Below are 26,375 nucleotides of genomic sequence, written 5' to 3'. Positions count from 1 at the left end.
GTTTGACCAGGCGTTTCAGCTTGGCGCGGGTGCCCTCGACGCTCTTCGGCAGCAGCTTGTGGCCGAGGGCTTCGCAGACGTCCTTGGCCCGTAGCGGCCCGGTCGCGTGGTTGAAGGCGTCGAGGATGCGCGGGTAGTCCGGGTGCTCGGGCAGGTCCGGCGCTACGGCCGGGAGCCGGTCGGCGAGGCCGGTGACGGTCTTGCGGTGGTCGCGAGGTGCTCCAGGTGCGTCTCGGCCTCCCGCAGTCGGGTCTGCAGGTCGTCGATCTGTGCACGGAGGCCGTCCGTCAGGGCCCGGGCGGCGTCTTCCTGAAGGTCCAGAGCGTCGAGAAGGGGTTGAATGTTCACGCTGCCACCGCCCGTTCTTCGCGCCAGGTGGGGGTGTTCGTGCCGGTGAGGCGTCGGATCATGACGTGGGTCATCGCCCAGTAGACGCGGGAGGCGGAGGAGGAGGGGCAGTGCTCGTAGTCGCGGACCAGGCGCCGGTGCAGTATCAGGATCCCGTAGGTCTGCTCGACCCTCCACCGCTTCGGCTGCGGCACGGACCCCTTGACCTGCGGGTTGCGTGCGACGATCTCGACGTCGATGCCCAGGCCGGCACCGTGCGCAACGACCTGGTTCTTGAAGCCTTGGTCAACCAGGGCTTTGCGGACGGTGCCGCCGGCGTGCTCGGCGACCCGGTCCAGCAGGACGATGCCCGCGGCGTTGTCGTGGGTGTTCGCGGCGAGGACGACGACCGCAATGACCAGGCCGAGGACGTCCACGGCCAAGCCGCGCTTGCGGCCGGGCACCCGCTTGGCCGGATCATGGCCGGTCGTGGAGGCGGGGACCCCGGCGGCCACATGAACACTCTGGGTGTCCAGGACCACCAGGGCCGGGTCCTCTAATCGCCGTGCGCGTTCACGGATCTGGCAGCGCAGGAGTTCATGGATGACCTGGTCAGTGCCGTCGTCCCGCCAGGCGGCGAAATAGTAGTAGGTCGCACTCTTCTGCGGCAGGTCGTGCGGCAGATAGGCCCACTGGCAGCCGGTCCGCCCCTGGTAGAGGATCGCGTTCACGATCTCCCGCATGTCGTAGGCACCCTGGTGGCCGCTGACCGAACGGTGCCGGTCCTTCCACGCGGTGATCACCGGCTGGATCAACGCCCACTGCTCGTCCGATAAGTCACTCGGGTACGGCTTGCGTTCACTCACCCGATCACATCACCAGATCAGCAACCGCGGACCGGCAGATTCCGCCCCGCCACCACACCATCAGGCGATAGCAGATCAACTCAAATGCTCACGAACCGCCCTCTAAGGTGCGGGTTGCTGACCTTGCTTGTGCACAGTGGGCTCGGAGGTGTCGGGACGGGGGAGCGCACGGCTGCCTACGCCCTGATGCGGGGACGCGGGCGGGCGGCGTCTTCTGTACTCGGGAGGTGTAGCGGTGAGGACGGGGCGGGTGAAGTGGTGTGGCGAACGCCTAATCGATCCAGTAGGACCGCTGAGGCACCGGTACATCGTTAACAGCAAAGGCGAGCTCGTCAGCCATGCGGCGAGCCGGACGTGTCAGTGGAACCACCACTCACGTCATGCCCGTCAGGCGGCAAGATGCTTGTTCTTGGCGCCCTTGTTCGATGCCTTGGGTGCGAGTTGGGCAATGCGCTGGTGTGTGACGCCGAGCATGCGACCGGCCTCGGCCTGTGTCAGCCCGAGGCCGACAAGTGTCTTTGCTGCTCGTGTCATCGCTACGCGGCGGCGCCTCTCCGCCTCTTGCGCGGCAGCGTCGGCTTCTTCGGCCTCCCGCACCACCTCGAACATCGCCGGGTCGGCCGGGACGAGGTCGACGGTGTAGGCGGCCGGATCGTCCTCGATACCCAGAACGAGACTGACCAGATCCCGCGCGTTCTCGTGGGCCTCGGTCCAGGTGAGGCCCTGCGTGACGTTCTGCTCTCCTTCTGGAAGGCCGTCGACGCTCACGACCCAAAAGCGTCCCTGACGCTCTGCTGTTGCCTTGTGCGTGGTCATTCAGTGCGCCCCTTGTTCGCTCAGTTCGATGACGTGGAGACGGTTGGCCCGGACGGCCGAGGGGGCTTACGCCTCCTCGGCCGTCCGGATGATCGATGCGGCGGTGCCCTCCGCGATCTCGGAGTGCCGGGGGACATGGACTTTGACGGCGCCGATCTTGTACGTCTCGTGCCGACCGCGTCCGCTGCCTTCCGGCCCTGTGAAGTCAACCTCCTTCTCAGCTGCGATCTGCTTCAGCCGTTTCATGAGGTCTCTTCGCTTCACGCCGGCGATTCTAGTCTAACTTGAGCCCAGACTCAAGTCCGATTTGAGATCGAGGGGCTCGCTTGGGAGCCTCTGAACTGCAGCGATGCGTCCCAGTTCCCTTCAGGGAGCGGCGACGGGTTCGAGGCCAAGAGCACCAGTCCGTCAGGAGCTTTCGCGTGCTTGTCCACCCGTCCGGCAGCGGTCTGTCCAGCCGCACCCTGCGGCACCTCTCCGTCTCCTCGCAGGCCACCGCCGTCGCCTGACCTGTGGCCGGCAAACCCCGCTCGTCCTGGCCCACCTTCGCTGCGGCGGGCACCCACGCCCGCCTCGCAGCGTGTTTCGGCGCCGGGATCGCGACGGTTCACCGCTGCACACGCGAGGCCGTCGACCTCCTGGCCGATCGGGCGCCCACGCTGCAACAGGCCATGACGGCCGGGCGGAAGAAGGCGCCTCCTGCGGAAGCTCCGCTGCAGCTCCACCCGGATCACCGCCGTCGTCCGAGCCGTCGTCGCCCTTCAACTCGCCACCTGACCGTGTGGGAGAAGGCTCAGCGAGTCCCGCCTGTCGGGCTCGGCGTGGCTGCGACCACTCCCGTCGTGGTGTGCAGGGCGTTCACGTCAGGGGTCAGCCCCAGTGCGGGTGGCCGGAGCAGGTGCGTGTGCCCTCCCGCCGACGTATGCGTGCGGCGGTTGCACGGCGACGCCGGCCGCGACGCTGTTCCGTGGCGCGGCCATGCGAGAGGCGGCCCCGGTCGGTGTCCGGGGCCGCCTCTGCTGGTGTGGGTCAGTGGTTCGAGCGGGTGTACGCAGGCTTCGGGGTCGCTGCGACGGATGTGCCGTGGGTGCCCCTGTCCGAGGTCCTCGGAACTCCGACGGCCACGGCGCCCGCTGTTCGCGTTCGGGTGGAACGGTCAGAACAGCGGCTCGTACCGGAGGGCGGGGAAGTAGTCCTGCCTGTCGCCGTCACGGCGGATGTCCCACGTGGCGCAGTGGAGGGAGCCGCCGTACTCGAAGACGTTGCGGAACGGGATCGGGAAGACCTCGAAACCGAACGAGGAGAGAAGGTCCTGGAGGGGCTTCTCCTGCTCCTCGCAGATGACCTTGGTCGGCGAGATGCTCAGCACGTTCATCGAGAGCCACTTCGACGACTGGCAGTACATCGGCATCTCGTCGTTGGACAGGACGGGCTGGGGCACATCGACCAGTTGCCAGTCGTTGTCGAGGAACATCTTCTCCTCGCCCTCGCGCAGTGGCCGTTCCGGGTTGGTGAGGATCAGGCCGGGGCGCAGCGGCACGAAGGTGCAGTCGATGTGGGACGGGAAGAAGTCCAGCGGGAAGTGCACGGGGTGGACGCGGAAGCCGCGGGGTTCCAGGTGGCGCTTGAGCCAGTGGATGCCCGCCCGGTTGGTGGTCATCGACTCCTGGACCAGGATGTCGCGGCCCAGCCGACTCATGTCGGCGGCGTCGAAGACCACCTCGTCCTGGTTGATGCAGAACTCGAACGAGTGCATCTTCGCGTGGCGCTTCTCCAGCGGCCAGTCCCAGAAGTCCTCGCGGTACATGCCGTCCTTCATCGACGGCTTGGGCGCGGTCGTCCAGCCCACCCGCGGGTCGGCGTTCCAGTACTCGTAGACCAGCTTGCGGTAGGGCTGGTACTCGAAGTAGCGGGCCCGGCGCGACATGCTCGCCTCGATGATCTCGTTACCCATGGTGATCATCACGTCGCGCGGGCAGACGGCGCAGTACTGGTTCTCGACCTCGAAGTCGGGGGTGGTGACCGGGGCGGAGAAGTCGTGCGTCTCGGGGCGGCGTACCGTCACGCCCTGGGACTCCAGAAGCGAGGCGAGACCGGCGAGTTCCTCGTTGGCCAGATCGATGGCCTCCTTGGACTTCGGGCCCGTCGGGAAAGGCTTGTCGGGAGCGTTGCGTATCGCGGGCCGGCTGCCTGGCTCGGCCGGTTCGAAGCAGGCGTTGTCGGCGGAGCCGACCACCATTTCCCGGAGGGTGTCCCACTCGTTCCACGAGTTGACGGCCGGGGGGAAGTCGTTCGGCATGTACAGCCACCTATTCTCTGCCGGAGCGTTCGATCATGCCGCGTCGGTCGCGGCGAGGGAGGCGGGCCGGATGTCGGTCCAGTTCTCCTCGATGTAGGCGAGGCAGGCCTGCCGGGTGCTGTCCGACACAGCCACGTCCCAGCCGGCCGGGACCTCGACGAACGCGGGCCACAGGGAGTGCTGACGCTCGTCGTTTACCAGCACGTGGAAGGTGCCGTCCTCGTCGTCGAAGGGGTTCGTCATGGCTTCAGTCCTTCTGCTCTCAGGGTTCGTGACGGGCTTTGTGCGGGCCTCAGGTGAGTGCGGCGCCGAGGGAGCGGGCGGTACGGCAGCGGAAGACGGCCTCCACGTCGACGGGCCGTCCAAGCTCCGTCTCGATCCGGCCCGCCAGCCGCAGGGCCGTCAGGGAGTCGCAGCCGAGTTCGAACACGTCTTCGTCCGCGCTGACGAAGTCGCGTCCCAGTACCTCCGCGATCAGCTCGCACATCATCTGCTGCCCCGGTCCGGCCGGTGGCGCGGGAGTGTGTTCCAGGAACCGGCCCGTCGGGAGGGCCAGCGCTCCGGGCAGCTCGATCAGCAGTTCCCGTAGACGATCGGCCACCTGCTGCCCGAGTGGTGCGTCGAACAGGTCCGGGCGGTAGCTGATCTCCAGCTCCAGCTGCCGGCCGGGTGCGGCCATCAGCTTGAGCGGATAGTGGTAGGCGTCGTGGCCGACGACGTCCGTCAGTCGCAGGCCGTTGTCCGGACCGCTCGGCAGGGTCTCGGCGGTCGGGAAGTTCTCGAAGACGACGCAACTGTCGAACAGGGTCCCCAGTCCCACCGTGCGCTGGATGTCGCTCAGCGGGAGGTAGTGGTACTCGAGGAGTTCGGCGTGCTCGCCCTGGAGGCGTTCGAGCAGTTCGGCCACCGGCTCGGCCGGGTCGAGACGCACCCGCACCGGCACCGTGTTGATGAACACCCCCACCATCTCCTCGACGCCGGGGAGTTCGGCCACCCGGCCCGAGACCGTGGCTCCGAAAGTGATGTCCAGCTGCCCGGTCCGCCGGTGCAGGCACAGCGCCCACGCGACCCGGACGAGCGTGTTGAGCGTGACACCGTGGCGGCGCGATATGTCGAGCAGCGCCGAGGTGTCCGTCTCGGAAAGGGCGACGACGGTCCGCTCCGGTAGGACTCGTACCCGTGCGGTGTCCGTGCCGGGGCAGCTCAGCGTGGGTTCCCGCAGCCCCGCCAGCGCCTCCAGCCAGGCCGTACGCGCCTTGTCACGGTCCTGCTCGGCCAGCCACCGCAGGTAGTCGGGGTAGTGACCGGGTGCGGGCAGCCCGCTCGCGTCGCCGTTCTCGTACAGAGCGAGCAGGTCGCGCAGCAGCAGCGAAGTGGTCCAGCCGTCCACCAGCAGGTGGTGCATGGTCAGTACGATCTGCTGGCTGTCCTCGCTCAGGCCGACCAGGGTGCAGCGCATCAGCGGCGGGTCGGCCGGGTCGAAGCGCTGCCGCCGGTCGGCCTCCAGCACCGTCGCCAGCCTGTCGGCCTGCTCGCGCGGGTCGAGGCCGGCCAGGTCGTGGGTGTGCCAGGGCATGGCCGTCCGCTCCGGGATCACCTGCACCGGCTCCCCCGACCGCTTCTGCAGGAAGGCCGCCCGCAGCATCGGGTGCCGTTCCAGGAGCGCGTCGCAGGCCTCCCGGAACCGCTCGGCGTGGAGCGGGCCCCTTACCTCCAGCGAGATCTGCACGTTGTAGACATCGAGGTCCCGGCTGTCGTACCGGGCGTGGAAGAGCAGCCCCTCCTGGAGCGGCGTCATCGGCAGGGCCTGGACGGCGGGCTGGCCGATACGGGCGCCGAGACCGGCGAGCTCGGTGTCGTGCCGGTCGAGCGGTTCCCCGCCCAGCGGCTCGCCCTCCCGTGGGAGGGCGGCCGGGGTCGTCTGCCGCGGGACAATGGCCTCCGTGCTCGTCCCGTGCTCCACCAGCGCGCGCAGGGCCGCGAACCAGAGCCGGCCCAGCTCGGTGACGTCCTGGTCGGACAGGAGTCGGCGGGCCCACAGCCAGTGGGTGTTCAGGCGCGGCCCTTCCGCGCCGTCGCTGACCGCCGCGGTCAGTTCGACGACGTGCGCCATGGGCATACGGGGGTCCGCGCCGAGGGGCAGCACATCCGACTCGGGGGCCACGCTCCAGTCGGTGGTTCCCGCACCGCCCTGTCTCCCGAGGTAGTTGTACCCGATCTGGGGTGCGGGGCGGGCCGCCAGCTCGGCGGCTGTCTCCTGGTTCAGGTAGCGCAGCAGGCCGAAGCCGGCGCCGCGCCGGGGAATGGCTTCGAACTGGGCCGCGACCCGGCGCACGGCCTCGCCGAGGCGTGCCCCGGCCTGATCGTCGTCCGGCGCCCAGTCGGCGATCCTGGCGTCGACGCGTACCGGGTACAGCGTGGTCAGCCAGCCGACGGTGCCGGACAGGTCGACGTCCTCGGCGAGCTGTTCGCGGCCGTGGCCCTCGACGTCGATCAGTACGGCGGTGCTGTCGCCGGCACCGGGCGAACGGTCACGTCGCCAGGCGGCGACGGCCACCGCGAGTGCGGTGAGCAGGACCTCGTTCGTGTGGGTGCCGAAGACGGCGGGCACGGTGGTGAGCAGTGGGGCGGTCAGGTCCGGCGGGAGGGTGAGGGAGAGTTCACCGGCTGTCGCGTAGACGTCGTGCGACGGCGAGAGCTCCACGTCGGCGAGCCTGCCGTCGCCCGGTCCCGTGGCTCTGCTCAAAGTCCGGCGCCAGTGCGGCAGTTCGTCCCTGAGGGCGGGTGCTTCCGCTGCCGCGCGGAGCAGCAGGCTCCACTCCCTCATCGGGAGCGGTACCGGACCGGTCCGCGGGACGGTGCCCGCTGCCAGGTCCTGCCAGACGCCGTACAGGTCGGTCAGCAGGATGTGCCAGGAGACCGCGTCGACGGCCAGGTGGTGGACGGTGACGAGCAACCTGCCCTGGGCGCCCTCGCCGGCGTCGAACCAGCTCATCCGCAGCATGGCGCCGGCGCGTGGGGCGAGGGCGTCGGCGTCCTCCCGGGCGCACGCGGCGATCCGCCGACGGACGCCTTCCGGGGCGAGACCCACGACGTCCACCCGGCGTACCGAGTTCCGTACCTTCGCGGGGTCGACCGGGTCCAGCGTCAGCGCCCCGTCCTCCTGGAGGCGTGCGCGCAGCGACTGATGGCGCTCGACGAGAGCCTGTACGGCGGCTGCCAGCAGGTCGGCGCCGAGTGCGGCCGGCACCCGGAGCAGTGTCGACTGGTGGTACGCGTCGGTCTCTGCGCCCTGCTCCCGCAGCCAGAGCATGATGGGCGTGGCGGGGATGACGTCCGCCGGCCAGTCCGCCGCCGGGCCGGCCGCGCCGGAGCCGCCGTCCGCGGTGTCCGCCGTGCCGGTCGGGCTCGCCACCAGGAAGGCGGCGAGCGCGCTCGCGGTGCGGTGGGTGAACACGTGCTTCGGGGTCAGGTGGAAGCCCGCGGCGCGGGCGCGGACGACGAGTTGGATGGCGATGATGGAGTCGCCGCCGAGGTCGAAGAAGTCGTCCGCCGGCACGGCGCTGTCCACGCCGAGGACCTGGGTGAACAACTCGACGAGATGGGCCTCGACGCTCTCGTCCCGCGCGTGGTCCCGCCGCGGTCGCTGCCCGGACTCGCGCGCCTCCTCCGGGGCCGGCAGCGCGGCCCGGTCCACCTTGCCGTTCGGGCTCATCGGCAGTGCGGGCAGCGTGACGAACGCCGAGGGGACCATGCTCGCGGGCAGCCGCGCCCCGATCCGGTCCGCCAGCGTGGCCGGGTCCGCGGACGGGTCGACCGCCGGTACCACGTACGCCACCAGCCGCTCGTTCCCGTGCCGGTCCTCCCGCACGGCTGCCGCGGCCTGTGCGACGGCGGGGTCGGCCGCGACGACGGTCTCCACCTCGCCCAGTTCGATCCGGAAGCCGCGGACCTTGACCTGGTCGTCGGACCGGCCGCGGTAGACCATGATGCCGTCAGGCCGCCAGCACGCGATGTCACCGGTGCGGTACATCCGGGAACCGGGCGGGCCGAAGGGGTCGGCGACGAAGCGGGCCGCGGAGAGCCCGGGCCGGTTGACGTAACCGCGGGCGAGTACGTCACCGCCGATGTACAGCTCGGCGGGGAGGCCCGCCGGGACGGGACGCAGGAAACCGTCCAGGAGGTAGACGCGGGCGTCGGGGACCGGACGGCCGATCGGCACCGCACCCGTCGGCAGCGGATCGCCGGGTTCCAGGCGGTACTCCATGCATCCCACGGTGGCCTCCGTGGGTCCGTACTCGTTCACGACGGTCACGCCCGGGTGGGTCTCGCGCCACCGTGCCAGCGCCTCGCCGTTCAGCTGTTCACCGCCCAGGACCAGTTCCCCGGTCGGTGAGTACCAGTCGGACGACGCGGTCAGTACCGGCAGGTGGCTGGGCGTGGCTTTGACGAAGGTGGGCGGCGGGGTGGCGTCGGCCGGGGCGTCGAAGTCCTCCAGGTCGACGACGCGCACCAGGCCGCCTGAGGTCAGCGGGCCGAAGATGCCGGTGACGGTGAGGTCGAAGGAGGGCGGTGAGTGCACCAGCGCCTGTCCGGCGAGGCCGGGGTAGGCGGTGCGGGCGAAGGCGAGGTAGCTGTCGACCGTACGGTGCTCGACGGCGACGCCCTTGGGCCGGCCGGTCGACCCCGAGGTGTAGATCACGTACGCGGCGTCCGCGAGCCGCAGCGGCGCGCCGCGTTCGCTGTCCTCCACGCGGTGCTCGGGCAGCAGCGCCAGCTCCTCCTGGACGGCGGGGTCGGCGAGCGGGACGACCGACGGGTGCGTGATCAGCGACGGGCGGGTGGTGCCGGCGCAGACGACGACGGACGGGGAGGCGTCGTCGAGCATGAACGAGATGCGCTCGGCGGGATAGGAGGGGTCGATCGGCAGGTATCCGGCTCCCGCCTTCAGCGTGCCGAGCAGCGCCACGATCAGGTCCATGCCGCGTGGCAGCGCCACGGCGACGAAGTCGCCGGGCTTCACCCCGCGGGCCAGCAGCAGCCGGGCCAGCCGGTTCGCCGCCGCGTCGAGCCGCTGGTAGCTGAGCGACCGCTCCCCGTCCGCCACGGCCGGGGCGTCAGGTGTGGCGCGCACCTGGTCCTCGAACCGCTGGGTGAGTGTCGCCGGTACGCGGGCGGGGACCTGCCCGGACTCCGCTCGGCGGCCTCCCCACCCGGCGATCACCTGCTCCCGCTCCACGCAGGTCAGCAGCGGAACGGCGGCGACCGGCGTCGTGGGTCTTTCGGTGAAGGTTTCCAGCAGCAACCTCAACCGGGAGCCGATCAGTTCGACGCGTTCGGCGTCGAACAAGTCGGTGCGGTAGTTGAGTTCGAGCCGCAGGCTGGGGCCGGGGACGGCGAAGACACTCAGGGGGTAGTGCGTCGACCCGGTGATCTCCTGCTGTCCGGCCGCTTCCTTGTCCCCTTCCAGCAGGGTCACCCGCAGGCCGGCCGGACCGTCCTGCACGGCCTCCCAGTCGAAAGGCGCGTTGCCGAAGCCGGTGGAGGTGTCGAAGAGCGCGCCGAGCCCGGCCAGCCGCTGCACCTCGGTCAGCCCCAGGTGGTGGTGCGGGGCGAGGGCCGCCTGTTCGTCCTGGATCCGGGCGAAGAGGGCGGCCATCGAATCCTCGGGGGCGATCCGCACCCGTACCGGGATCGCGTTCATCAGCAGGCCCACGACTGAGTCGACCCCGGGGAGCTGTGGCGGGCGGCCGTGCACGGTCTGGCCGAAGACCACGTCGTTGCGCCCGGTCAGCAGGGAGAGGAGCAGTGACCAGGCGCCCTGCACAACGGTGTTGAGCGTGAGGCCGTACTGCCGGGCGGTCGCCGTCAGCGCCTCCGTCGTGTGCTCGGGCAGCGTCACGAAGGTCAACCCGGGCATCGCCTCCGCGAGGGGCGCGCCGGGGGCGACGAGTGTCGGTTCGTCCAGGCCGTGCAGGGCGTCCCGCCATGCCTGTTCCGCGGCGGGCCGGTCCTGGCGGGAGAGCCACCTGAGGAAGTCCGAGAAGGAGGTGACGGGGCCGAGGTCGGTGTCGTCGGCGTCGCTCCGGTAGAACGCCAGCAGGTCCTGGAGTACGAGTGGCAGGGACCAGCCGTCCAGCAGGATGTGATGGTATGTCATGACGAAGGCGTGGCGGTCGGGTGCCAGCCGGATCAGCGCGAACCGCATCAGCGGTGGCGCCGCCATATCGAAGCGGCGCAGCCGCTCGTCCTCGAGAAAGGCCAGCAACCTGGCCTGCACTTCGGACTCGGGCTCCGCCGACAGGTCGAGTTCCGTCCACGGTGTGTCCACGACGCGGCGTACCAACTGCACGGGTTTCCCGTTGGCACGCAGCCGGAAGCCGGCCCGCAGAACGGTGTGGCGCCGGAGCGTGGCGGCGCAGGCCGCGCGGAGCCGCTCGGCCGAGATGTCCCCGGTCAGCTCGAAGCCGGCCTGGATGTTGTAGACGTCCACGGTCTCGGAGTCGTACAGCGCGTGGAAGAGCATGCCCTCCTGCAGTGGCGTGAGGGGCAGCGCCATCTCGATCGGTGACTCTGTCGCTTCGTTCACTGTGCGGTCTTCCCCGTGAGCGGTCGGTGTTGACAGTGGTGCGGCGGGTGGTGTGCGGGACACGCTGACGCGGCCGACAGCGCGATGCTGCCGCACGGCCCGAGTGCGGGGACAGGCAGCCGACCGGCAGCTTCCCCGTCCGGCTCCCGCCTTTCGGCCGGGCCGTACCGGCAGGTGCGGGGGCTCCGCGCTGCCGCGTGAGCGACTCGGTGGCGGGGAGCTCGGCCGGTTTCAGCGCAGCGCTGTCTCGAGGGCGTCGAGCGCCGCGGGTGCCCCGGTGAAGAGGTAGTCGTGGCCGCCGGGCAGCAGCCGGAGGGAGAACTCGCCCGCCGCGCAGTCCCGCCAGCGCTCCAGCTGCGCCTCACCGATCAGTGGGTCGTCCGCACCGCCGAGGACGTGCAGTGGGCAGTCGACCCGCCCCGGCCCGGCGGCCAGGTAGGCCTCCGTGAGGGCGAGGTCGCGGCGGACGGTGCGCAGCGCGTACCGCAGGTACGCCGGGTAGCGGGTGATCTCCGAGGGGATGCCGCCGAACCCGTCCAGCCAGGCGAGCAGCCCGGCGTCGTCCCGGTCCGACACGCGCCGGCGCACCGGGGTGTGCGGCGACCGTGCCGCGGACACCAGCAGTGCGCGCGGCGGGGTGAGGCCGCGCCGCGCGATCCGGACGGTGATCTCGTAGCCGAGTAGCGCGCCGAAACTGTGGCCGAAGATCGCGTACGGCAGGTCGAACTCGTCCGAGACGCCGTCGATCACGGCGTCGGCCAGCTCCTCCAGGGTGTCCGGCAGCGGATCCGCGCCGCGTGCGCCCCGGCCCGGCAGCTCCACCGTCGCGAGCTCCACGCCGGGGGGAGGGGCGAGACGCCACGGGGCGAACGAGGCCGCGCTGCCGCCCGCCTGCGGCAGACAGAACAGCCGCATCCGGGGGCGTGGCACGCTGACCCGGCCCACGATCCAGGGGGAGTCGGCGCGGGGAGCTGGTGCGCTTCGTGAGCCGGACGAGCTCCCTGAGCAGGTGGGTGGTGCGGCGGCAGTCATGCGCATCCCGCCCCTTCGGTCGGCCGGCGTTCGTTCGGGGCGGCAGCCCCTGCCGGTCATCATGGTTCGGCGGGTGGCAGCGGGACCAGGCATGGGGACCGGCAACCGGTCTGCCGCCAAGTTGCCCCGCGGGTGCCTGGAGAGCGGTTCCGCGGCACGTCAGACTCCACGACCGTCAGTCCTGTTCCGTGCCCGAGGGGTGGACCGCAATCCAATGACCACATTTCCAGGCTCGGTGACCGGCTTGACGGCCGCTCCTGGTGGGTCGGCCGCCACGACCGACTCGGCCGAATCGACCTTCTTCACACTGGACAACGTCACCGCGGACCTCATGGAGGTCGACGCGATGTTCAAGGCGTGCTTGAACTGGGACTACGGCGAACGCGACAGCCGGGTGTGGAACCTCTACGAGAAGAACAAGCTCTCGCAGTGGAACGCCACCACCGACATCGACTGGGACTACGACATCCAGTTCGGATCCGAGATGACGGAGGAGAGCGGGGGGAGACTCGCGTCCTTCGTCGTCGGCGAGGGCAGTCCCGTGCCCCGCGAACTGCTGACGCAGTTCCGCTGGCAGTACCAGTCGTGGATGTGCAGCCAGTTCCTGCACGGCGAGCAGGGCGCGCTGGTGACCACGGCCCGGCTGGTCGAGACGGTGCCGGACATGGATGCCAAGACCTACGCGGCCTCGCAGGTCGCCGACGAGGCGCGGCATGTCGAGGCGTTCGCCCGTTACGTCGACGAGAAGCTGGGCGACTCCTACCCGATCAATCCGGGGCTCAAGACGTTGCTGCACGACCTGCTGTCGGAATCGCGGTGGGACATCGTCTACCTCGGCATGCAGGTGGTCGTGGAGGGCCTGGCGATCACCGCGCTGCGGCTCGCCAGCAGCGGCTTCGGGGACCCGGTGATCCGCCAGATCACCAAGATGGTCGCGAGCGACGAGGCCCGGCACATCGCCTTCGGGGTCACCGCGCTCACCGGCATGTACAAGCAGGTGACCTCCGCCGAGCTGCGTGAGCGGGAGGACTTCCTGCTGGAGGCCATCCAGCTGATGTCGCGCCGGTTCATGCTGCGCGAGGTCTGGGAGCGGATGGGTCTCGACGTGGAGAAGGGGCTGCTGTTCGCCCGGACGAACCCGATGATGGCCACCTACCGGCAGATGCTGTTCCAGCAGGTGATCCATGTCCTGCGGCAGCTGGACATGCTCTCGGACCGGGTCAAGAGCCTGCTGCTGGCGGAGAACCTGGTGCGTCCCGAGATCATGGTGGCGACACGTTGATCCCGGGTTCGGCCGCCGTCGCCCTGGCGCCGATGTCACCCGAGGTGACATCGGCGGCAGCGTTCTCACGTCCCTCGCCCCGCTTCTCCGGTCCTACTTCCCCGCCGCTCGGAAGCTCTTGACGACGGCGATCAGGCTCGCGACCAGTACGATCAGCGCCACTCCGGTGTAGACCTCGGGCGTCGTGTTGTCGGTGACGTCCGCCAGGAAGTCCGGGTTGAAGAACTGCCGCTGATGGAGGATCCAGGCCAGCGGCAGCACGAACAGCGCCTGGGCGACGGCGTGCAGGACGGCCAGTCGGCTGGTCCAGCCGTGCGTGACCACGCGGGCCATCGCGAGTGCGACGAGGCCAGCGAGCCCTGCGAGGATCGGCCACATCCACCCCGACCACAGGTCCGGGTCGAGTACCGCGATCCGTTCCCCGGTGCCGTCGGTCCGGTAGGGCTCGGAGATCTGCTGCCAGACGATGAGGCCGAACAGCAGCGCGTACCAGACCGCCGTCATGACGGCCCCTACACCGCCCTTCTCGGGCTCGCGGGTCTCGGGCAGGTCGTCGGGGGTCCAGTCGGTGGTACGGATGAGAGTCCCCTTCCGGTGGCCGACACGCTCGGCCACGGCGAACAGTACGGTGAGTGCGGTGACCATCTGGGCGCCGACGGTGAACACCGTCTCGACGCCGGCGCCGACGGCCGCGCCGAGGCCGTTGTCGTCCACGAGCTCCAGCAGCACGAAGACGACGGTGATCACCGGCAGCACGGTGGTGAGCAGGAGGGTCAGCAGCCGGATGTAGGTCGGGTAGAGATCGGGGCCGATCAGGGCGAGCGGCCGGTCGGTGTACCGCGCGGCGTGCCGGATCGGATCGCCCATCTCGCTCAGCACCTCGCGCTCGGCCGCCTCGGGCCGGGCCGGGTCGCGCGCTTCGATGGTGTCGGCGATCCTGGTGCGCAGTTCGTCGGCGATGTCGTCGCGCTGATCCGCGGGCAGCCGCCTGACGACCTCATGCACGTAGCGCTCGGTGAGCGTGTTCGTGCTCATCCATTCTCCTTGGTAAGCCGTGAGATCGAGGCGACGAGGTCCTGCCACTCGCGCACCAGTGAGGTGCGTACCCGGGAGCCCTCGGGGCTCACCCGGTAGAACTTCCGTGGCCGGGACTCGTCGGTGTTCCATTCGCTGGTGAGCAGGCCTTGCTTCTCGAGTCGGCGCAGCAAGGGATAGAGGGTGTTGCCGTCGACGGTGACACCCGCGTCGTTGAGTGTCTCCAGCAGTGCGTAGCCGTACTGCGGTTTCCGGAGCAGCGCGAGGCAGGCCAGTACGACCGTGCCGCGACGCAGCTCCTGGGCCTGGCCAAGAGCGATTTCTTCTGTAGCCATGCGCTGCACTATACCGTGCGCCGCACACTATTGTCACGCGTGCCGTCCGCCGAGGGCCGGTCAGTTCGCCGTCACCGGCGCGTTCTCCTCCGCTCCCGCCGTCAGCGGTCGTGTCGTCGCGTCGAACTCGCCCGCACAGAGCGCCTTCCAGATGACCCTCCGGCGCGGCTTTCCGCTCGAGGTGACCGAGACGCCGCCACGGGGCAGCTCGACCATCTGGAGCACCGCGTCACCGAGCCACTCGGAGAGGACCTCATAGGCGGTCTCCCGCCAGCCGGGACGCACGCCGCCGAACACCGCGACGCCGGTCGGCACCCCGTCGCGTACGCCCAGCAGGACGGCGACGCGCCGCTCGGGAATGCCCCGGTGGTGCAGCAGGGCCTCCAGGCTCTCGGCGAAGACCATCTTCCCGTTCACCTTCAGCCCGTCGCCGAGTCGGCCGATCACGAAGAGCTGCCCGTCCCGCACGAAGCCCGCGTCACCGGTGGCGAGGCCCCCGTCGTCGACGCTGGTACCGGAGGCGGACCCGGTGGCACCGAGGTACCCGCTCGCGATCGACACCCCGGTGACGACGATCTCGCCGACCCGTCCGTCCGGCAGCTCCTCGCCCTCCTCGGACAGGATCCGCACCGTCCGGCCCTCCAGCGGGCGCCCGCAGCCGACCACCGCCGCTCCGGCGAGGGCCGCGGCGTCACCGGCGTCCGGCGCCTGCGCCGACCACCCCTCGCCGGGGGCCAGACCGGTCACCGCGAGAGTCGCCTCGGCGCTGCCGTACGCGGGGAGCAGGGCGCCGCGGTCGAGACCGTGCGGCCCCAGCAGCGCGTGGAAGTCCTCCAGCACCTGACGGTCGACCCGCTCCGCGCCGATGATCACGCACCGGACCGAGTCGAAGCGCAGATCCCGCAGGTCGGCCGGCTTCACCCGGCGCAGGATGTACGCCAGTCCGAAGTTGGGCATGGCCGTCATGACGGCGCCCTGGTCGCTGATGCAGCGCAGATACCGCAGCGGCGAGCGGATGAAGTCGTCCGGCTGCATCATCCAGCCGTCGAAGCCGGTGACGACGACGTTCAGCAGGAAGCCGACGAGGCCCATGTCGTGGTGGACCGGCAGCCAGCTGACCGCCGGGTACTGGGGCGCGCAGCCCAGCCACTGCCCCATTCCGGCGAGATTGGTCCGCAGGGCGTCGGCGGAGATCAACACGCCGCGCGAGAAGCCGCTCGACCCCGAGGTGAACTGGATCAGCGCGGTCTCCGGCAGGGGCATCGGCCGTTCCAGCGGCTCCGCCTCGGCCACGAGTTCGTCGAAGGCGACCGGCTCCTGGAGCCCCAGCCCGCACGCGACCTTACGGATCTGCTCCAGCGACTCGTCGTCGCAGATGGTGTACCGGGGCGCGGCTGTCCGGAACAGATGGCTCGCGTGCTTCTCGTAGTCGTCGGCACGCTGGAAGGCGAAGGGCGGAGGAATGGAGCACGGCGTCGCGCCGGCCGCCAGCGCGCCGAAGAACCCGGCGACGAAACCCGGGCTGGAGCGCAGCACCAGGCCGACGACGTCGCCCTGCCCGACCCCCTCCGCCCGCAGGGCGGCGGCGGTTCTCAGCACCAGCGCGGCCAGATCACGGTAGGACCAGAAGTCCCATCCGTCCGCGGAATCCGCGTAGTACAGACCGCGCTCGGTGGACGGCTGGTCCAGCCAATCGAGCAGGCCTCGGTCCTGGTCTCCCAACGTCCCTGTCCTCTCCAGTGGTTCATGGCACGTCCGGCACGCGCGAGGCGTGGCGCCGTGCCCGGCTCGCCGCAGCATCACCCGCGTCCCGTACGGGAACCAGGCAAGCGGCCGGTAACTCGACCCGGCCGGGGCGGCATTTCGGCCAACGCCGCTGATTGCCGGTTCGGTTGCCTGGTTTCCGCACGGGCGGACGATGCAGCATCGTCGCGAGATCCGAGCCCTCCGGGCTCGCGGGGATGCACGAGAGAGCGGTTACGACCCGATGACTTCACGCGCCGAGAACGGTCTGCTGCCGCTGACGGCGGCCCAGCGGGGGGTGTTCTTCGCCCAACAGCTCGACCCCGCCAACCCGGCCTACAACACCATGGTCGCCATGGAGGTACGCGGGCCGCTGGACGGCAGGCTGCTCCAACGCGCGATCCGCCGGGCCGAGGGGGAGAGCGGAAGCTTCGACGTCGAACTGGTGGAGCGGCAGGACGGTACGTACCAGCGGCCGGTCGCACCCGGCTGTTCGACCTGGCAGGAGTACGACTTCAGCGGCGAGCCGGACCCCGTCGCCGCCGCGCGGACGCTGATCGACCGCGACCGCGCGACCCCGCTCGACCTGGAGAAGGACGCGCTGTCGGCACACATCCTCATACGGGTCGGCACCGATCACCACGTCTGGTACCAGCGCAGCCATCACATCCTGTCCGACGCCTACGGCTCGGTGCTGCACTCGCGCCGGATCTCCACGTGCTACGAGGCGCTGGCCGCCGGGGTGGAACCCGAAGGCGAGCCGCTGGGCCGGCTCCAGGGCCTGCTGGCGGACGAGACGGCCTACCGTGCGTCGGCGGACTACACCGCGGACCAGGAGTACTGGGCCGGGATCTTCGCCGACCTGCCGGAGACGGCCAGTCTGGCGCCGGGAGCCCCGATGGCCGCCGCGGGCATGGCGATCGCCACGACGACGATGCTTCCGCCGGACGACCTGCGGGCGCTGCACACCGCGGGCCGGGCCGCCCGCACGCCGTGGACGGTGCCGATGCTGGCGGCGGTCGCCGCCTATCTGCACGGGATGACGGGAGCGCGGGACCTGACCATCGGGGTGCCCACCACCGCACGGCTCGGCGCGCGGTCCCAGAACGTGCCCGGCATGCTGTCGAACACGCTTCCGCTGCGGGTCACCGTCGACCCGGCGGCCGACCGCGCCCAGTTGGTGCGGCAGGTCGCCCGGCGCCTGGGCGAACTGCTGACCCACCAGCGCTACCCGTACGACGAGCTACGGCGTGACCTGCGCATGCTCGGCACCAACGAGCAGTTGTTCGGCGTGCTCGTGAACATCATGCCGTCGGGGTCCGAGACCGCGTTCACCGGTCGCGAGGCCGAGGTGATGGCGCTGTCCGGCGGACCGGTCACCGACCTCAACATCACCTGCCACCCCGATCCGGGCGGCCGGGGCATGCGCATCGAGTTCGAGGCCAACCCCGACCGGTACAGCCCCGCCGAACTCCGCACGCACCAGCACCGGTTCACGGACTTCCTGACCCGCTTCCTCGGCACCCCCGCGGATGTGCCGCTCGCCCGGGTGGAGGTCCCGACCGCGGCGGAACGCCCGCGGGCACTCGCCGCGGGCGACCCCCCGCAGGACCCGGAACCCGTCGTCCCGCGCACCTTCCCCCAAATGTTCGAGGCGCAGGTAAGGCGCACCCCGCACGCCTGCGCGGTGCTCTCCCCGACCGAGTCCCTCGACTACGAGGCGCTCAACACCCGCGCCAACCGCCTGGCAAGGGTGCTGGTCGCACACGGTGCCGGCCCCGAGCGGCTGGTGGCGGTCGCCCTGCCGCGCGGCAGCGCCGCCCTGACAGCCACCGTGGCGGTGATGAAGTCCGGCGCGGCGTGTCTCCCGGTCGACCTCGACTACCCGCGGTCCCGGGTCACCGACATGCTCGACGACACCGCACCGCTGCTGCTGCTGACGACCCGCGTGGCCGACGACGCCGCGCTCGCCCCCGCGGTTCCGCGCCTGTACCTGGACGAGGCGGCCGCTCCCGTCGGCTCCCCACCGGCCGCCGGCGACACCGACGGCCACGATCTCGACGACCGGGACCGTCTCTCGCCCCTGCGGCACACGCACCCGGCGTACGTCATCTACACCTCAGGATCGACCGGCAGGCCCAAGGGCGTCGTCGTCACGCACACCGGTCTGGCCGCGCTGTCGCGCCACCAAAGCGACCTGCTGCGCCTGACACCCGAGACCCGCGTACTCCAGTTCTCCTCACCGAGCTTCGACGCGTCCGTATGGGAGCTGTGTACGGCGCTCCTGACCGGCGCCGCCGCGGTCGTCGCGCCGGCCGAACGGCTCACGCCCGGGGCACCACTGGCCGAACTCGTCGCCGAACTCGGCGTCGACTGCCTGCTGCTGGCCCCGTCCACGCTGGCGGCCATGCCAGCCGGAGGGCTTCCGGAAGGCATCAACCTGGTCGTCGGCGCCGAGGCGTGCGCACCGGACCTGGTCGCACGCTGGTCGCCCGGCCGTCACATGGTCAACGCCTACGGCCCCACAGAGTCGACGGTCATCGCGACCCAGACCGGCGCGCTGTCCGGGCGGACCGTCCCGCTCATGGGCCGTCCCGTACCCGCCACCCTCGTCCGGCTGCTCGACGACGCGCTGCGACCGGTGCCGCCCGGAGTGGCGGGTGAGGTGTATCTGAGCGGTGACGGGCTCGCCCGCGGCTACCTCGGCCGTCCCGGAACCACCGCGGAACGGTTCGTCGCCGACCCCTTCGGCGCGCCCGGCACCCGGATGTACCGGACGGGAGACGTGGCACGGCAGTCGGCGAGCGGCGAGCTGTCCTACCTGGGCCGCGCCGACAGCCAGGTCAAGGTCCGCGGCTTCCGCATCGAACTCGGCGAGGTCGAGAGCGTTCTCGCCGAGGCACCCGGAGTCGACCGGGCCGTGGCGGCCGTCCGCGAGGACCGGCCGGGACACCGGCAGCTGGTGGCCTACGTGACCCCGGCCGCGGACAGCGCGGCGGACGCGGTGGTGTTGCGTGGGTGGGTGGCGGAGCGGTTGCCGGAGTACATGGTTCCGGCTGTGGTGATGGTGGTGGAGTCGTTCGCTCTGACGCCGAACGGCAAGGTGGACCGGGGGTCGCTGCCGGTGCCGGAGTTCCGGGCGGCGGAGGTGTACCGGGCTCCGGTCTCGGAGCGGGAGCTGGTGTTGCACGAGGTGTTCGCGGAGGTGCTCGGGCAGCCGCGTATCGGTGTCGACGACAGCTTCTTCGACCTCGGCGGCGACTCCATCATCGCCGTACGGGTGGCGTCCGGGGCCCATCAGGCCGGACTCGCCATCGCCGTCAAGGACGTCTTCGTCCACAAGACCATCGCCCGGCTCGCCGAGGTGGCCGAGGACGTCGGCAAGCGAGTTGCGACCCCCCGTACCGGGAGCCTGGTGCGGATCGACGCGGAAGAACTCGACGAGCTCGAAGCCCAGTGGGGGACAGCACTGTGAGACAGACATCCCTGGAAGCGGTCCTGCCGCTCTCGCCGTTGCAGCAGGGCATTCTTTTCCACGCCCTCTACGAGGAGGGACAAGCCGACAGCGGGAACGTCGACTTCTACAACGTCCAGACGCCGCTGGAGTTGACCGGAGCACTCGACACCGACGTGCTGCGCGCCTCCTGCGGCGCACTGGTCGGCCGGCACGCGAGCCTGCGCGCAGGATTCCTGCGCCGCCGCTCCGGCGAGGCCGTCCAGGCCGTCGCGCGGGCGGTCGAGACACCGTGGGAGGAGATCGACCTCTCCGGCTTCGGCCAGGAGGAACTGAGACCGCGCCTCTCCCGGCTGCTCACCGAGGAGCGCGCCCGGCGCTTCGACACGGCGAAGCCTCCGCTGCTCCGGTTCACGCTGATACGGCTCGCGCCCGACCGGCACATCCTGCTGATCACCAACCACCACATCCTGCTGGACGGCTGGTCGCTGCCCCTGATCCTCGGTGACCTGTTCCGCATCTACGGGGACGGCGGCACGGCGGAGCGGCTGGTGCCGACGGTGCCCTTCCAGGACTATCTCGGCTGGGTCGGGGAGCAGGACAGGGCCCAGGCCGAGGAGGCCTGGAAGAGCGTGCTGTCGGGCGTCGACGGAGCCACGCTCGTCGCGGCCGGGGCCGGCACCGGCTCCTCGGACCGGGGCCAGCGGCGCGTCGTCACGGAGCTGTCCGAGAAGGCCGCGGCGGCACTCACCGCCCTGGCCCGGAGCCGCGAACTCACCGTCAACACCCTGGTCCAGGGTGCCTGGGCGCTGCTGCTGACCGAGCTGACCGGACGCCAGGACGTCGTCTACGGGAACACCGTCGCGGGCCGTCCGCCGGAGCTCCCCGGCAGCGACCGCATGGTGGGCCTGATGATGAACACCGTGCCCGCCCGGGTACGGGTCGACCCGGCAGAGCCGGTGGCGGACCTGCTGGCCCGTATCCAGCACGACCACACGACCGTGATGGGACACGAGTACCTCGGCCTCGCCGAGATCCACCGCGCCGTGGGCGCCACCGAACTCTTCGACACCACCGTCGCCTTCGAGAACGTCCCGGTGGAACAGGCCGTCCGGGGCGCCTCGGTGCCCGGACTCGACGTCGGCCTGCTGCGGGACGCCGTCGACGAGGCGTTCGAGGGCACCCACTACCCGCTGAGCCTGGCCGTCCACCCCGGTAGCCGGCTCCGCTTCGAACTCAACTACCGCGAGGACGTCTACACCGCCGATGCCGCCAGGGGCGTACTGCGGCGCCTGACCGGTCTGCTGGAGGACATCGCCGCCCGGCCCGACGCGCAGGCCGGACGGCTCCCCTCGCGTACGGACGCCGAGCGACGCGAGATCCTGCGCGGGACGAGCGGACGCGCCGTCGAACGGCCGGCCGGGACGCTGCCCGGCCTGTTCGAGGCACAGGCCCGCGCGACGCCCGACGCGGTGGCCGTCGCGGACGGCACGACCAGCCTCACCTTCAACCGGCTCAACGCCGACGCCAACCGCCTGGCCCGGCTGCTCGTCACCCGCGGCGTGGGACCGGACGACCTCGTCGGCGTCGCCATGCCACGGACCACGGACGCCGTGGTGGCGATCCTGGCAGTCCTCAAGTCGGGCGCCGCGTACCTGCCGATCGACGTCGACCACCCCGCGGAGCGCATCGCGGCGATCTGCGCGGAGGCCGGACCGGCCCTCGTCCTGGCCTCCGCCGCGACGGTGGGCGCCGTACCCGAATCGGTGCCGGCGCTGCTGCTCGACGAGACCGTCCCGCCCGCGGACGAGACGGACCTCACGGACGACGACCGCACCGGTGCGCTGCTGCCCGCCCACCTCGCCTACGTCATCTACACCTCGGGTTCCACCGGCCGCCCCAAGGGTGTCGCCGTGGAGCACCGCAATCTGGCCAACATGTTCCACAGCCACCGGGCGAACTTCTTCGAACCCGAGCGGTCCAGGGCGGGCGGCCGGCCGCTGCGTGCCGCGCTCACCAACTCGCTCGGCTTCGACGCCTCCTGGAGCCAGCTCCTGTGGATGGTCGCCGGGCACGAACTGCACATCGTCGGTGACACCGAGCGCAAGGACTCCCTGGCGTTCGTCCGCCACGCGGCGGAGGCACGGATCGACGTCGTCGACACCACCCCCTCCGTCGCACGGCAGATGCTCGACGCGGGCATGTTCGAGGCGTCGGGGGAGCGGCACCGGGTGAGTGTGCTCGCGCTCGGCGGCGAGGAGGTGGGCGACGACCTGTGGGCCGAACTCCACGGCGTGGCCGACCTGTCGGTGTACAACCTCTACGGTCCGGCGGAGTGCACGGTCGACGCGATGCTCTGGCACCCCGGCGGCCCGCCCGGTGCGGCAGGCCAGCCCGCCATCGGAGTCCCCGCCGACAACACCCGGGTCTATCTCCTGGACGCGTTCCTGCGACCGGTGCCGGCCGGGGTCGTCGGCGAGCTGTACATCGCCGGCGACGGGGTCGCCCGTGGGTACCTGGGCCGCCCCGACCTGTCGGCGGAGCGTTTCGTGGCCGACGTGTTCGGCCCGGCGGGGGCCCGGATGTACCGCACCGGCGACCTGGGGCTCCGCCGGCCCGACGGCGTCGTGGAATACCGCGGACGGTCCGACTTCCAGGTCAAGGTACGCGGACACCGCATCGAACTGGGCGAGATCCAGGCCGTTCTGGCCGCTCACCCCTCGGTGGGCCAGGCGCTCGCGACGGTGTCCTCCGACGGCGAGGGCATACGGCGCATCGTCGGATACGTACAGGCCGCCTCCGGCGCGCGGGAGCGGCCGGACGCGGTGGTGTTGCGTGGGTGGGTGGCGGAGCGGTTGCCGGAGTACATGGTTCCGGCTGTGGTGATGGTGGTGGAGTCGTTCGCTCTGACGCCGAACGGCAAGGTGGACCGGGGGTCGCTGCCGGTGCCGGAGTTCCGGGCGGCGGAGGTGTACCGGGCTCCGGTCTCGGAGCGGGAGCTGGTGTTGCACGAGGTGTTCGCGGAGGTGCTCGGGCAGCCGCGTATCGGTGTCGACGACAGCTTCTTCGACCTCGGCGGCGACTCCATCATCTCGATGCAGCTCGCGGCCCGCGCCCACCGCGCCGGACTCGCCATCACCGTCAAGGACGTCTTCGTCCACAAGACCATCGCCCGGCTCGCCGAGGTGGCCGAGGACGTCGAGGAGAAGGACCCCGACGCGGCGGACAGCTCCGTCACCGGGCCGCTGCTCCCGCTGAAGGACGCCGAACTCGCGGAGATCGCCGCCGCCGGGCACGAGCTCACCGACGTACTGCCGCTCACCCCGCTCCAGCAGGGCATGCACTTCCACGCCCTGCTCGCCGCCGACGGCATCGACGTCTACACCGCCCAGGCGCCCGCACGGCTCGAGGGACCACTGACGCCCTCCGTGCTGCGCAAGGCGTTCGACGCGGCCCTCGCCCGCCACACCGCGCTGCGCGTCTCGTTCCGGCTCCTGGCCTCGGGCCGTTCCGTCCAGGTGGTGCACGAGGACGTGCACGTGCCCTGGCGGGAGATCGACCTCTCCGGCGCCGACCAGGACGAACGCCGCCTGCGACTGGCGGAGTTGGTCGACGAGGACCGGGTCAGCCGCTTCGACCTCACCGAGCCCCCGCTGATGCGGGTCACCCTGGTCCGGCTCGGGACCGACGACCACGCCCTGCTGGTCACCTACCACCACGCCCTGCTCGACGGCTGGTCGCTGCCGCTGTTCTTCCGTGACGTCTTCTCCCTCTACGCCCGCGGCGGAGCCGACAGAGGCCGGCCGGTCGCTCAGTTCACCGACTTCCTCGGCTGGCTCACCCGCCAGGACGACGAGCGGGCGACGCGGGCCTGGAGCGACGCCCTGGCCGGCATCGACGAACCGACGCTGGTCGCCCCGGGCGCCGAGGCGGCCACCGCGGCCGTGCCCCACCTCGTGACGGAGGTCCTGGACGAAGAGGCGACCACCGCGCTCACCGCCGCGGCGCGCGGCGCGGGCCTGACGCTCAACACGGTCGTGCAAGGCGCCTGGGCGGTGGCACTCGGTCACCAACTGGGACGCGACGACATCGTGTTCGGCGCGACGACCGCCGGGCGCCCACCGGAGCTGGCGGGCGTGGAGGAGATCGTCGGCCTGTTCATGAACACCGTCGCCGTACGGGTACGGCTGGACCCCGCACGATCGCTCGACCACATCCTGACCGACCTCCAGTCGCACCAGGCCGAGCTGCGCCCGTACCACCACCTCGGGCTGCCCGACGTACAGCGGGCCCTGGGCATGGGCGATCTCTTCGACACCGTCATCGGGTTCGAGAACACCCCCTTCGACGGGGCGGCCATCCAGGAGCAGGTGCCGGGCCTGCGGATCTCCCTCGACGAGGAGCCCGTCCCCGGCGCCTCGCACTATCCGTTCAGCCTGGTCGTCATGCCCGACGAGCGGCTCAGTCTCGAACTCAGCTACCGCGCCGACCTGTTCACGGCTGAGGCAGCCGGCGCGCTCCTGGCCAGGGTGCGCAAGGTCCTCGCCTGCTTCGCGCACGACCGGACCGTACCGCTGGGCCGGATCGACCTGCTCACGGACCGGGAACGCGGTCAGCTTCTGGCCGCGGCGGAAGGGGCGGCCCACGAGCGGACGGCCACCTTCCCCGAGCTCTTCGAGGAGCAGGTACGGGCCAGGCCCGACGCCGTCGCGGTGTACGACCACGACCTGGCCCTCACCTACGGGGACCTCGACGCCCAGGCCAACCGGCTCGCCCGCGCGCTGGTGGGCCGGGGCGTGGGCCCGGAGCGCGTCGTGGCGGTCGCGATGCCGAAGTCGGCGCGGTCCGTCCTCGCGGTCCTGGCCGTCCTCAAGGCCGGTGCGGCCTACCTCCCGCTGGACCTCGGCTACCCGCCGGACCGGCTCCGTTACCTGATCGGTGACGCGCGGCCGGATCTTGTCCTCACCACCGGTGAGGGCGCGGCGGTCATGGCCGAGGCCGGTGCGGGAGAGGTGCTGTGCCTCGACGGGCCCGGACCGGCTGCCGGGAACGGCACCGAACTCCTCGGTGCGGACCCGGAGCTGACCGCCGGTCTGTCCGGGGCCGGTCTCACCGACGCCGACCGGATCGCGCCGCTGCGGCCCGCGAACTCCGCCTACCTGATCTACACCTCCGGGTCGACCGGCCGCCCCAAGGGCGTGCTGGTGTCCCACCTCGGGATCGCCGCTCTGATCGCCCAGCAGCGTGACGGGCTCGCGCTCCGTGCGGAGGAGCGGGTGCTGCTGTTCGCCTCGCCGAGCTTCGACGCGTCCGTATGGGAACTCGCCACGGCGCTGTTGACCGGGGCGAGCGCGGTGACCGCGGACCCCGACGAGCTGCTGCCCGGCCCGGCCCTGGCACGGACGGTGGCGCGACACGGCGTGACCGCGCTGCTGCTGCCGCCGTCCTCACTCGCCGTGCTGCCCGAGGACGCCCTGCCCCCAGGGGTCACCCTCGTCGTGGGCGGCGAGGCGTGCCCGCCGGAGCTCGTCGCACGCTGGTCGACCGGGCGCCGCATGGTCAACGCGTACGGTCCCACCGAGGCGACCGTCATCGCGACGATGAGCCGCCCGCTGTCCGGGCGGACCACTCCGCCGATGGGCGGGCCGGTCGTCGGTGCCCGGGTCCACGTGCTGGACGACTCCCTGCGGCCGACGCCCGTCGGGGTGGCGGGCGAGCTCTACCTGGCGGGCCACGGCCTGGCCCGTGGATACCTGCGGCAGCCCGGCCTGACCGCGGAACGCTTCGTGGCGGACCCGTACGGGCCGCCGGGGGCGCGGATGTACCGCTCGGGCGACGTGGCGCGCCGCACGGCGGACGGGGGCCTGGAGTACCTGGGCCGGGCCGACGAGCAGGTCAAGGTACGCGGCTTCCGGATCGAACCGGGTGAGATCGAGCCGGTGCTCGCCGCCGACCCCTCGGTGGGGCAGACCGTGGTGGTCCTACGGGAGGACACGCCCGGCTCACCACGCCTGGTGGCGTACGCAGCCCCGGTGGCGGCCGGCTCGCTCGATCCGGTGGCGCTCCGTGACCGGGTCGCCGCCGTGCTGCCCGAGCACATGGTGCCCGCGGCCGTCGTCGCCCTCGACCGCCTGCCGGTGACGCCGAGCGGCAAGCTCGACCGCGCCGCTCTGCCCGCGCCGGACTTCTCGGGAGCCGGCGGCGGCCGGTCACCACGGACCGAGCGCGAGAAGCTGCTGTGCGCGCTGTTCGAGAAGGCCCTCGGCGTGGAGGGGGTCGGCATCGACGACAGCTTCTTCGACCTGGGCGGCGACTCGATCGTCTCCATCAAGCTCGTCACCATGGCCCACGCGGAGGGCCTGGACGTCGCCCCGCGCGACGTGTTCGCCCACAAGACCGTGGCGGCGCTCGCCACCGCGGTCAAGGACCTGGTCCCGGCGGCGGACGCCGACGCGGCCGACTCGCAGGAACCGCTGATCACCCTGGACGAGGGCGAGCTCGACGAGTTCGCCGAGGACTGGCGGTAGTCGGCCCCGCGCCCGCGGAGCCGACGCACCACCGAACGCACCACCGCACCGACAGCGCGCCAAGCACCAC

14 protein-coding genes and 2 pseudogenes are annotated in these 26,375 nt (G+C 71.2%); 5 read left to right on the top strand and 11 right to left on the bottom strand.

Annotated features, from left to right (window positions below):
* Window positions 1-162 precede the first annotated feature (162 nt).
* From ACYVE9_RS00190 to ACYVE9_RS00175, 4 genes are all read right to left on the bottom strand, one after another.
* Window positions 163-348, bottom strand: coding sequence for a hypothetical protein (locus ACYVE9_RS00190; RefSeq protein ID WP_461025599.1), 186 nt, complete (start codon window positions 346-348; stop codon window positions 163-165).
* Window positions 345-1,193 (bottom strand): IS5 family transposase, encoded by an 849-nt coding sequence (locus ACYVE9_RS00185; protein WP_461025598.1) that lies wholly within the window; start codon window positions 1,191-1,193, stop codon window positions 345-347. Before ACYVE9_RS00185 ends, ACYVE9_RS00190 begins: the two co-directional genes overlap by 4 nt.
* Window positions 1,194-1,580: 387 nt before the next feature.
* Complete coding sequence (locus ACYVE9_RS00180; RefSeq protein ID WP_461025597.1) at window positions 1,581-2,009, bottom strand: type II toxin-antitoxin system HicB family antitoxin; 429 nt, start codon at window positions 2,007-2,009, stop codon at window positions 1,581-1,583.
* Window positions 2,010-2,075: 66 nt separating this feature from the next.
* Window positions 2,076-2,273: a hypothetical protein gene (locus tag ACYVE9_RS00175; RefSeq protein WP_352329917.1), complete on the bottom strand. Its 198-nt coding sequence runs from the start codon at window positions 2,271-2,273 to the stop codon at window positions 2,076-2,078.
* Between the two features lie 158 nt (window positions 2,274-2,431).
* Here ACYVE9_RS00175 and ACYVE9_RS00170 point away from each other — a divergent pair.
* Window positions 2,432-2,704, top strand: a pseudogene (locus tag ACYVE9_RS00170) (transposase family protein); the annotation flags it as partial.
* Window positions 2,703-2,786 (top strand): annotated as a pseudogene (locus ACYVE9_RS00165) (IS5/IS1182 family transposase); the annotation flags it as partial. The pseudogenes ACYVE9_RS00170 and ACYVE9_RS00165, both read left to right, overlap by 2 nt.
* A 379-nt stretch (window positions 2,787-3,165) precedes the next feature.
* Here ACYVE9_RS00165 and ACYVE9_RS00160 read toward each other — a convergent pair.
* From ACYVE9_RS00160 to ACYVE9_RS00145, 4 genes are all read right to left on the bottom strand, one after another.
* On the bottom strand, window positions 3,166-4,308 hold the full coding sequence (locus ACYVE9_RS00160) for a glycine amidinotransferase (protein WP_461025596.1): 1,143 nt from the start codon (window positions 4,306-4,308) through the stop codon (window positions 3,166-3,168).
* A 33-nt stretch (window positions 4,309-4,341) separates the two neighbouring features.
* Entirely contained in the window at window positions 4,342-4,551 is a 210-nt protein-coding gene (locus ACYVE9_RS00155) for an MbtH family protein (RefSeq protein ID WP_461025595.1), read from the bottom strand.
* Between the two features lie 49 nt (window positions 4,552-4,600).
* Entirely contained in the window at window positions 4,601-10,897 is a 6,297-nt protein-coding gene (locus ACYVE9_RS00150; RefSeq protein WP_461025594.1) for an amino acid adenylation domain-containing protein, read from the bottom strand.
* A gap of 231 nt (window positions 10,898-11,128) precedes the next feature.
* Window positions 11,129-11,812, bottom strand: a complete 684-nt coding sequence (locus ACYVE9_RS00145; RefSeq protein WP_461025593.1) for a thioesterase II family protein — start codon at window positions 11,810-11,812, stop codon at window positions 11,129-11,131.
* Between the two features lie 331 nt (window positions 11,813-12,143).
* On the opposite strand from ACYVE9_RS00145, the gene ACYVE9_RS00140 reads away from it, so the two are divergent.
* Window positions 12,144-13,211, top strand: coding sequence for a ferritin-like domain-containing protein (locus ACYVE9_RS00140; RefSeq protein ID WP_461025592.1), 1,068 nt, complete (start codon window positions 12,144-12,146; stop codon window positions 13,209-13,211).
* 93 nt (window positions 13,212-13,304) lie between these two features.
* Here ACYVE9_RS00140 and ACYVE9_RS00135 read toward each other — a convergent pair whose 3' ends face one another.
* From ACYVE9_RS00135 to ACYVE9_RS00125, 3 genes are read right to left on the bottom strand one after another with little or no spacing between them, the layout of a single operon-like run.
* Window positions 13,305-14,246 (bottom strand): HAAS signaling domain-containing protein, encoded by a 942-nt coding sequence (locus ACYVE9_RS00135; protein WP_461025591.1) that lies wholly within the window; start codon window positions 14,244-14,246, stop codon window positions 13,305-13,307.
* Window positions 14,243-14,581, bottom strand: coding sequence for a PadR family transcriptional regulator (locus tag ACYVE9_RS00130; protein WP_018961692.1), 339 nt, complete (start codon window positions 14,579-14,581; stop codon window positions 14,243-14,245). Before ACYVE9_RS00130 ends, ACYVE9_RS00135 begins: the two co-directional genes overlap by 4 nt.
* A 60-nt stretch (window positions 14,582-14,641) precedes the next feature.
* Window positions 14,642-16,303: an AMP-binding protein gene (locus ACYVE9_RS00125; RefSeq protein ID WP_461025590.1), complete on the bottom strand. Its 1,662-nt coding sequence runs from the start codon at window positions 16,301-16,303 to the stop codon at window positions 14,642-14,644.
* 265 nt (window positions 16,304-16,568) lie between these two features.
* On the opposite strand from ACYVE9_RS00125, the gene ACYVE9_RS00120 reads away from it, so the two are divergent.
* Entirely contained in the window at window positions 16,569-19,799 is a 3,231-nt protein-coding gene (locus ACYVE9_RS00120; RefSeq protein WP_461025589.1) for an amino acid adenylation domain-containing protein, read from the top strand.
* On the top strand, window positions 19,796-26,305 hold the full coding sequence (locus tag ACYVE9_RS00115) for an amino acid adenylation domain-containing protein (protein ID WP_461025588.1): 6,510 nt from the start codon (window positions 19,796-19,798) through the stop codon (window positions 26,303-26,305). Before ACYVE9_RS00120 ends, ACYVE9_RS00115 begins: the two co-directional genes overlap by 4 nt.
* The last annotated feature ends 70 nt before the right edge of the window (window positions 26,306-26,375 follow it).

It is taken from the genome of Streptomyces sparsus (genome assembly GCF_054776295.1).
This window is presented reverse-complemented; position numbering and strand designations above follow the sequence as displayed.

Bases quoted from the DNA above. Each gene is read 5' to 3' on its own strand.
- ACYVE9_RS00180 (WP_461025597.1), bottom strand. From the start codon at position 2,009: ATGACCACGCACAAGGCAACAGCAGAGCGTCAGGGACGCTTTTGGGTC.
- ACYVE9_RS00160 (WP_461025596.1), bottom strand. From the start codon at position 4,308: ATGCCGAACGACTTCCCCCCGGCCGTCAACTCGTGGAACGAGTGGGAC.
- ACYVE9_RS00155 (WP_461025595.1), bottom strand. From the start codon at position 4,551: ATGACGAACCCCTTCGACGACGAGGACGGCACCTTCCACGTGCTGGTA.
- ACYVE9_RS00145 (WP_461025593.1), bottom strand. From the start codon at position 11,812: ATGCGGCTGTTCTGTCTGCCGCAGGCGGGCGGCAGCGCGGCCTCGTTC.
- ACYVE9_RS00140 (WP_461025592.1), top strand. From the start codon at position 12,144: ATGACCACATTTCCAGGCTCGGTGACCGGCTTGACGGCCGCTCCTGGT.
- ACYVE9_RS00135 (WP_461025591.1), bottom strand. From the start codon at position 14,246: ATGAGCACGAACACGCTCACCGAGCGCTACGTGCATGAGGTCGTCAGG.
- ACYVE9_RS00130 (WP_018961692.1), bottom strand. From the start codon at position 14,581: ATGGCTACAGAAGAAATCGCTCTTGGCCAGGCCCAGGAGCTGCGTCGC.
- ACYVE9_RS00120 (WP_461025589.1), top strand. From the start codon at position 16,569: ATGACTTCACGCGCCGAGAACGGTCTGCTGCCGCTGACGGCGGCCCAG.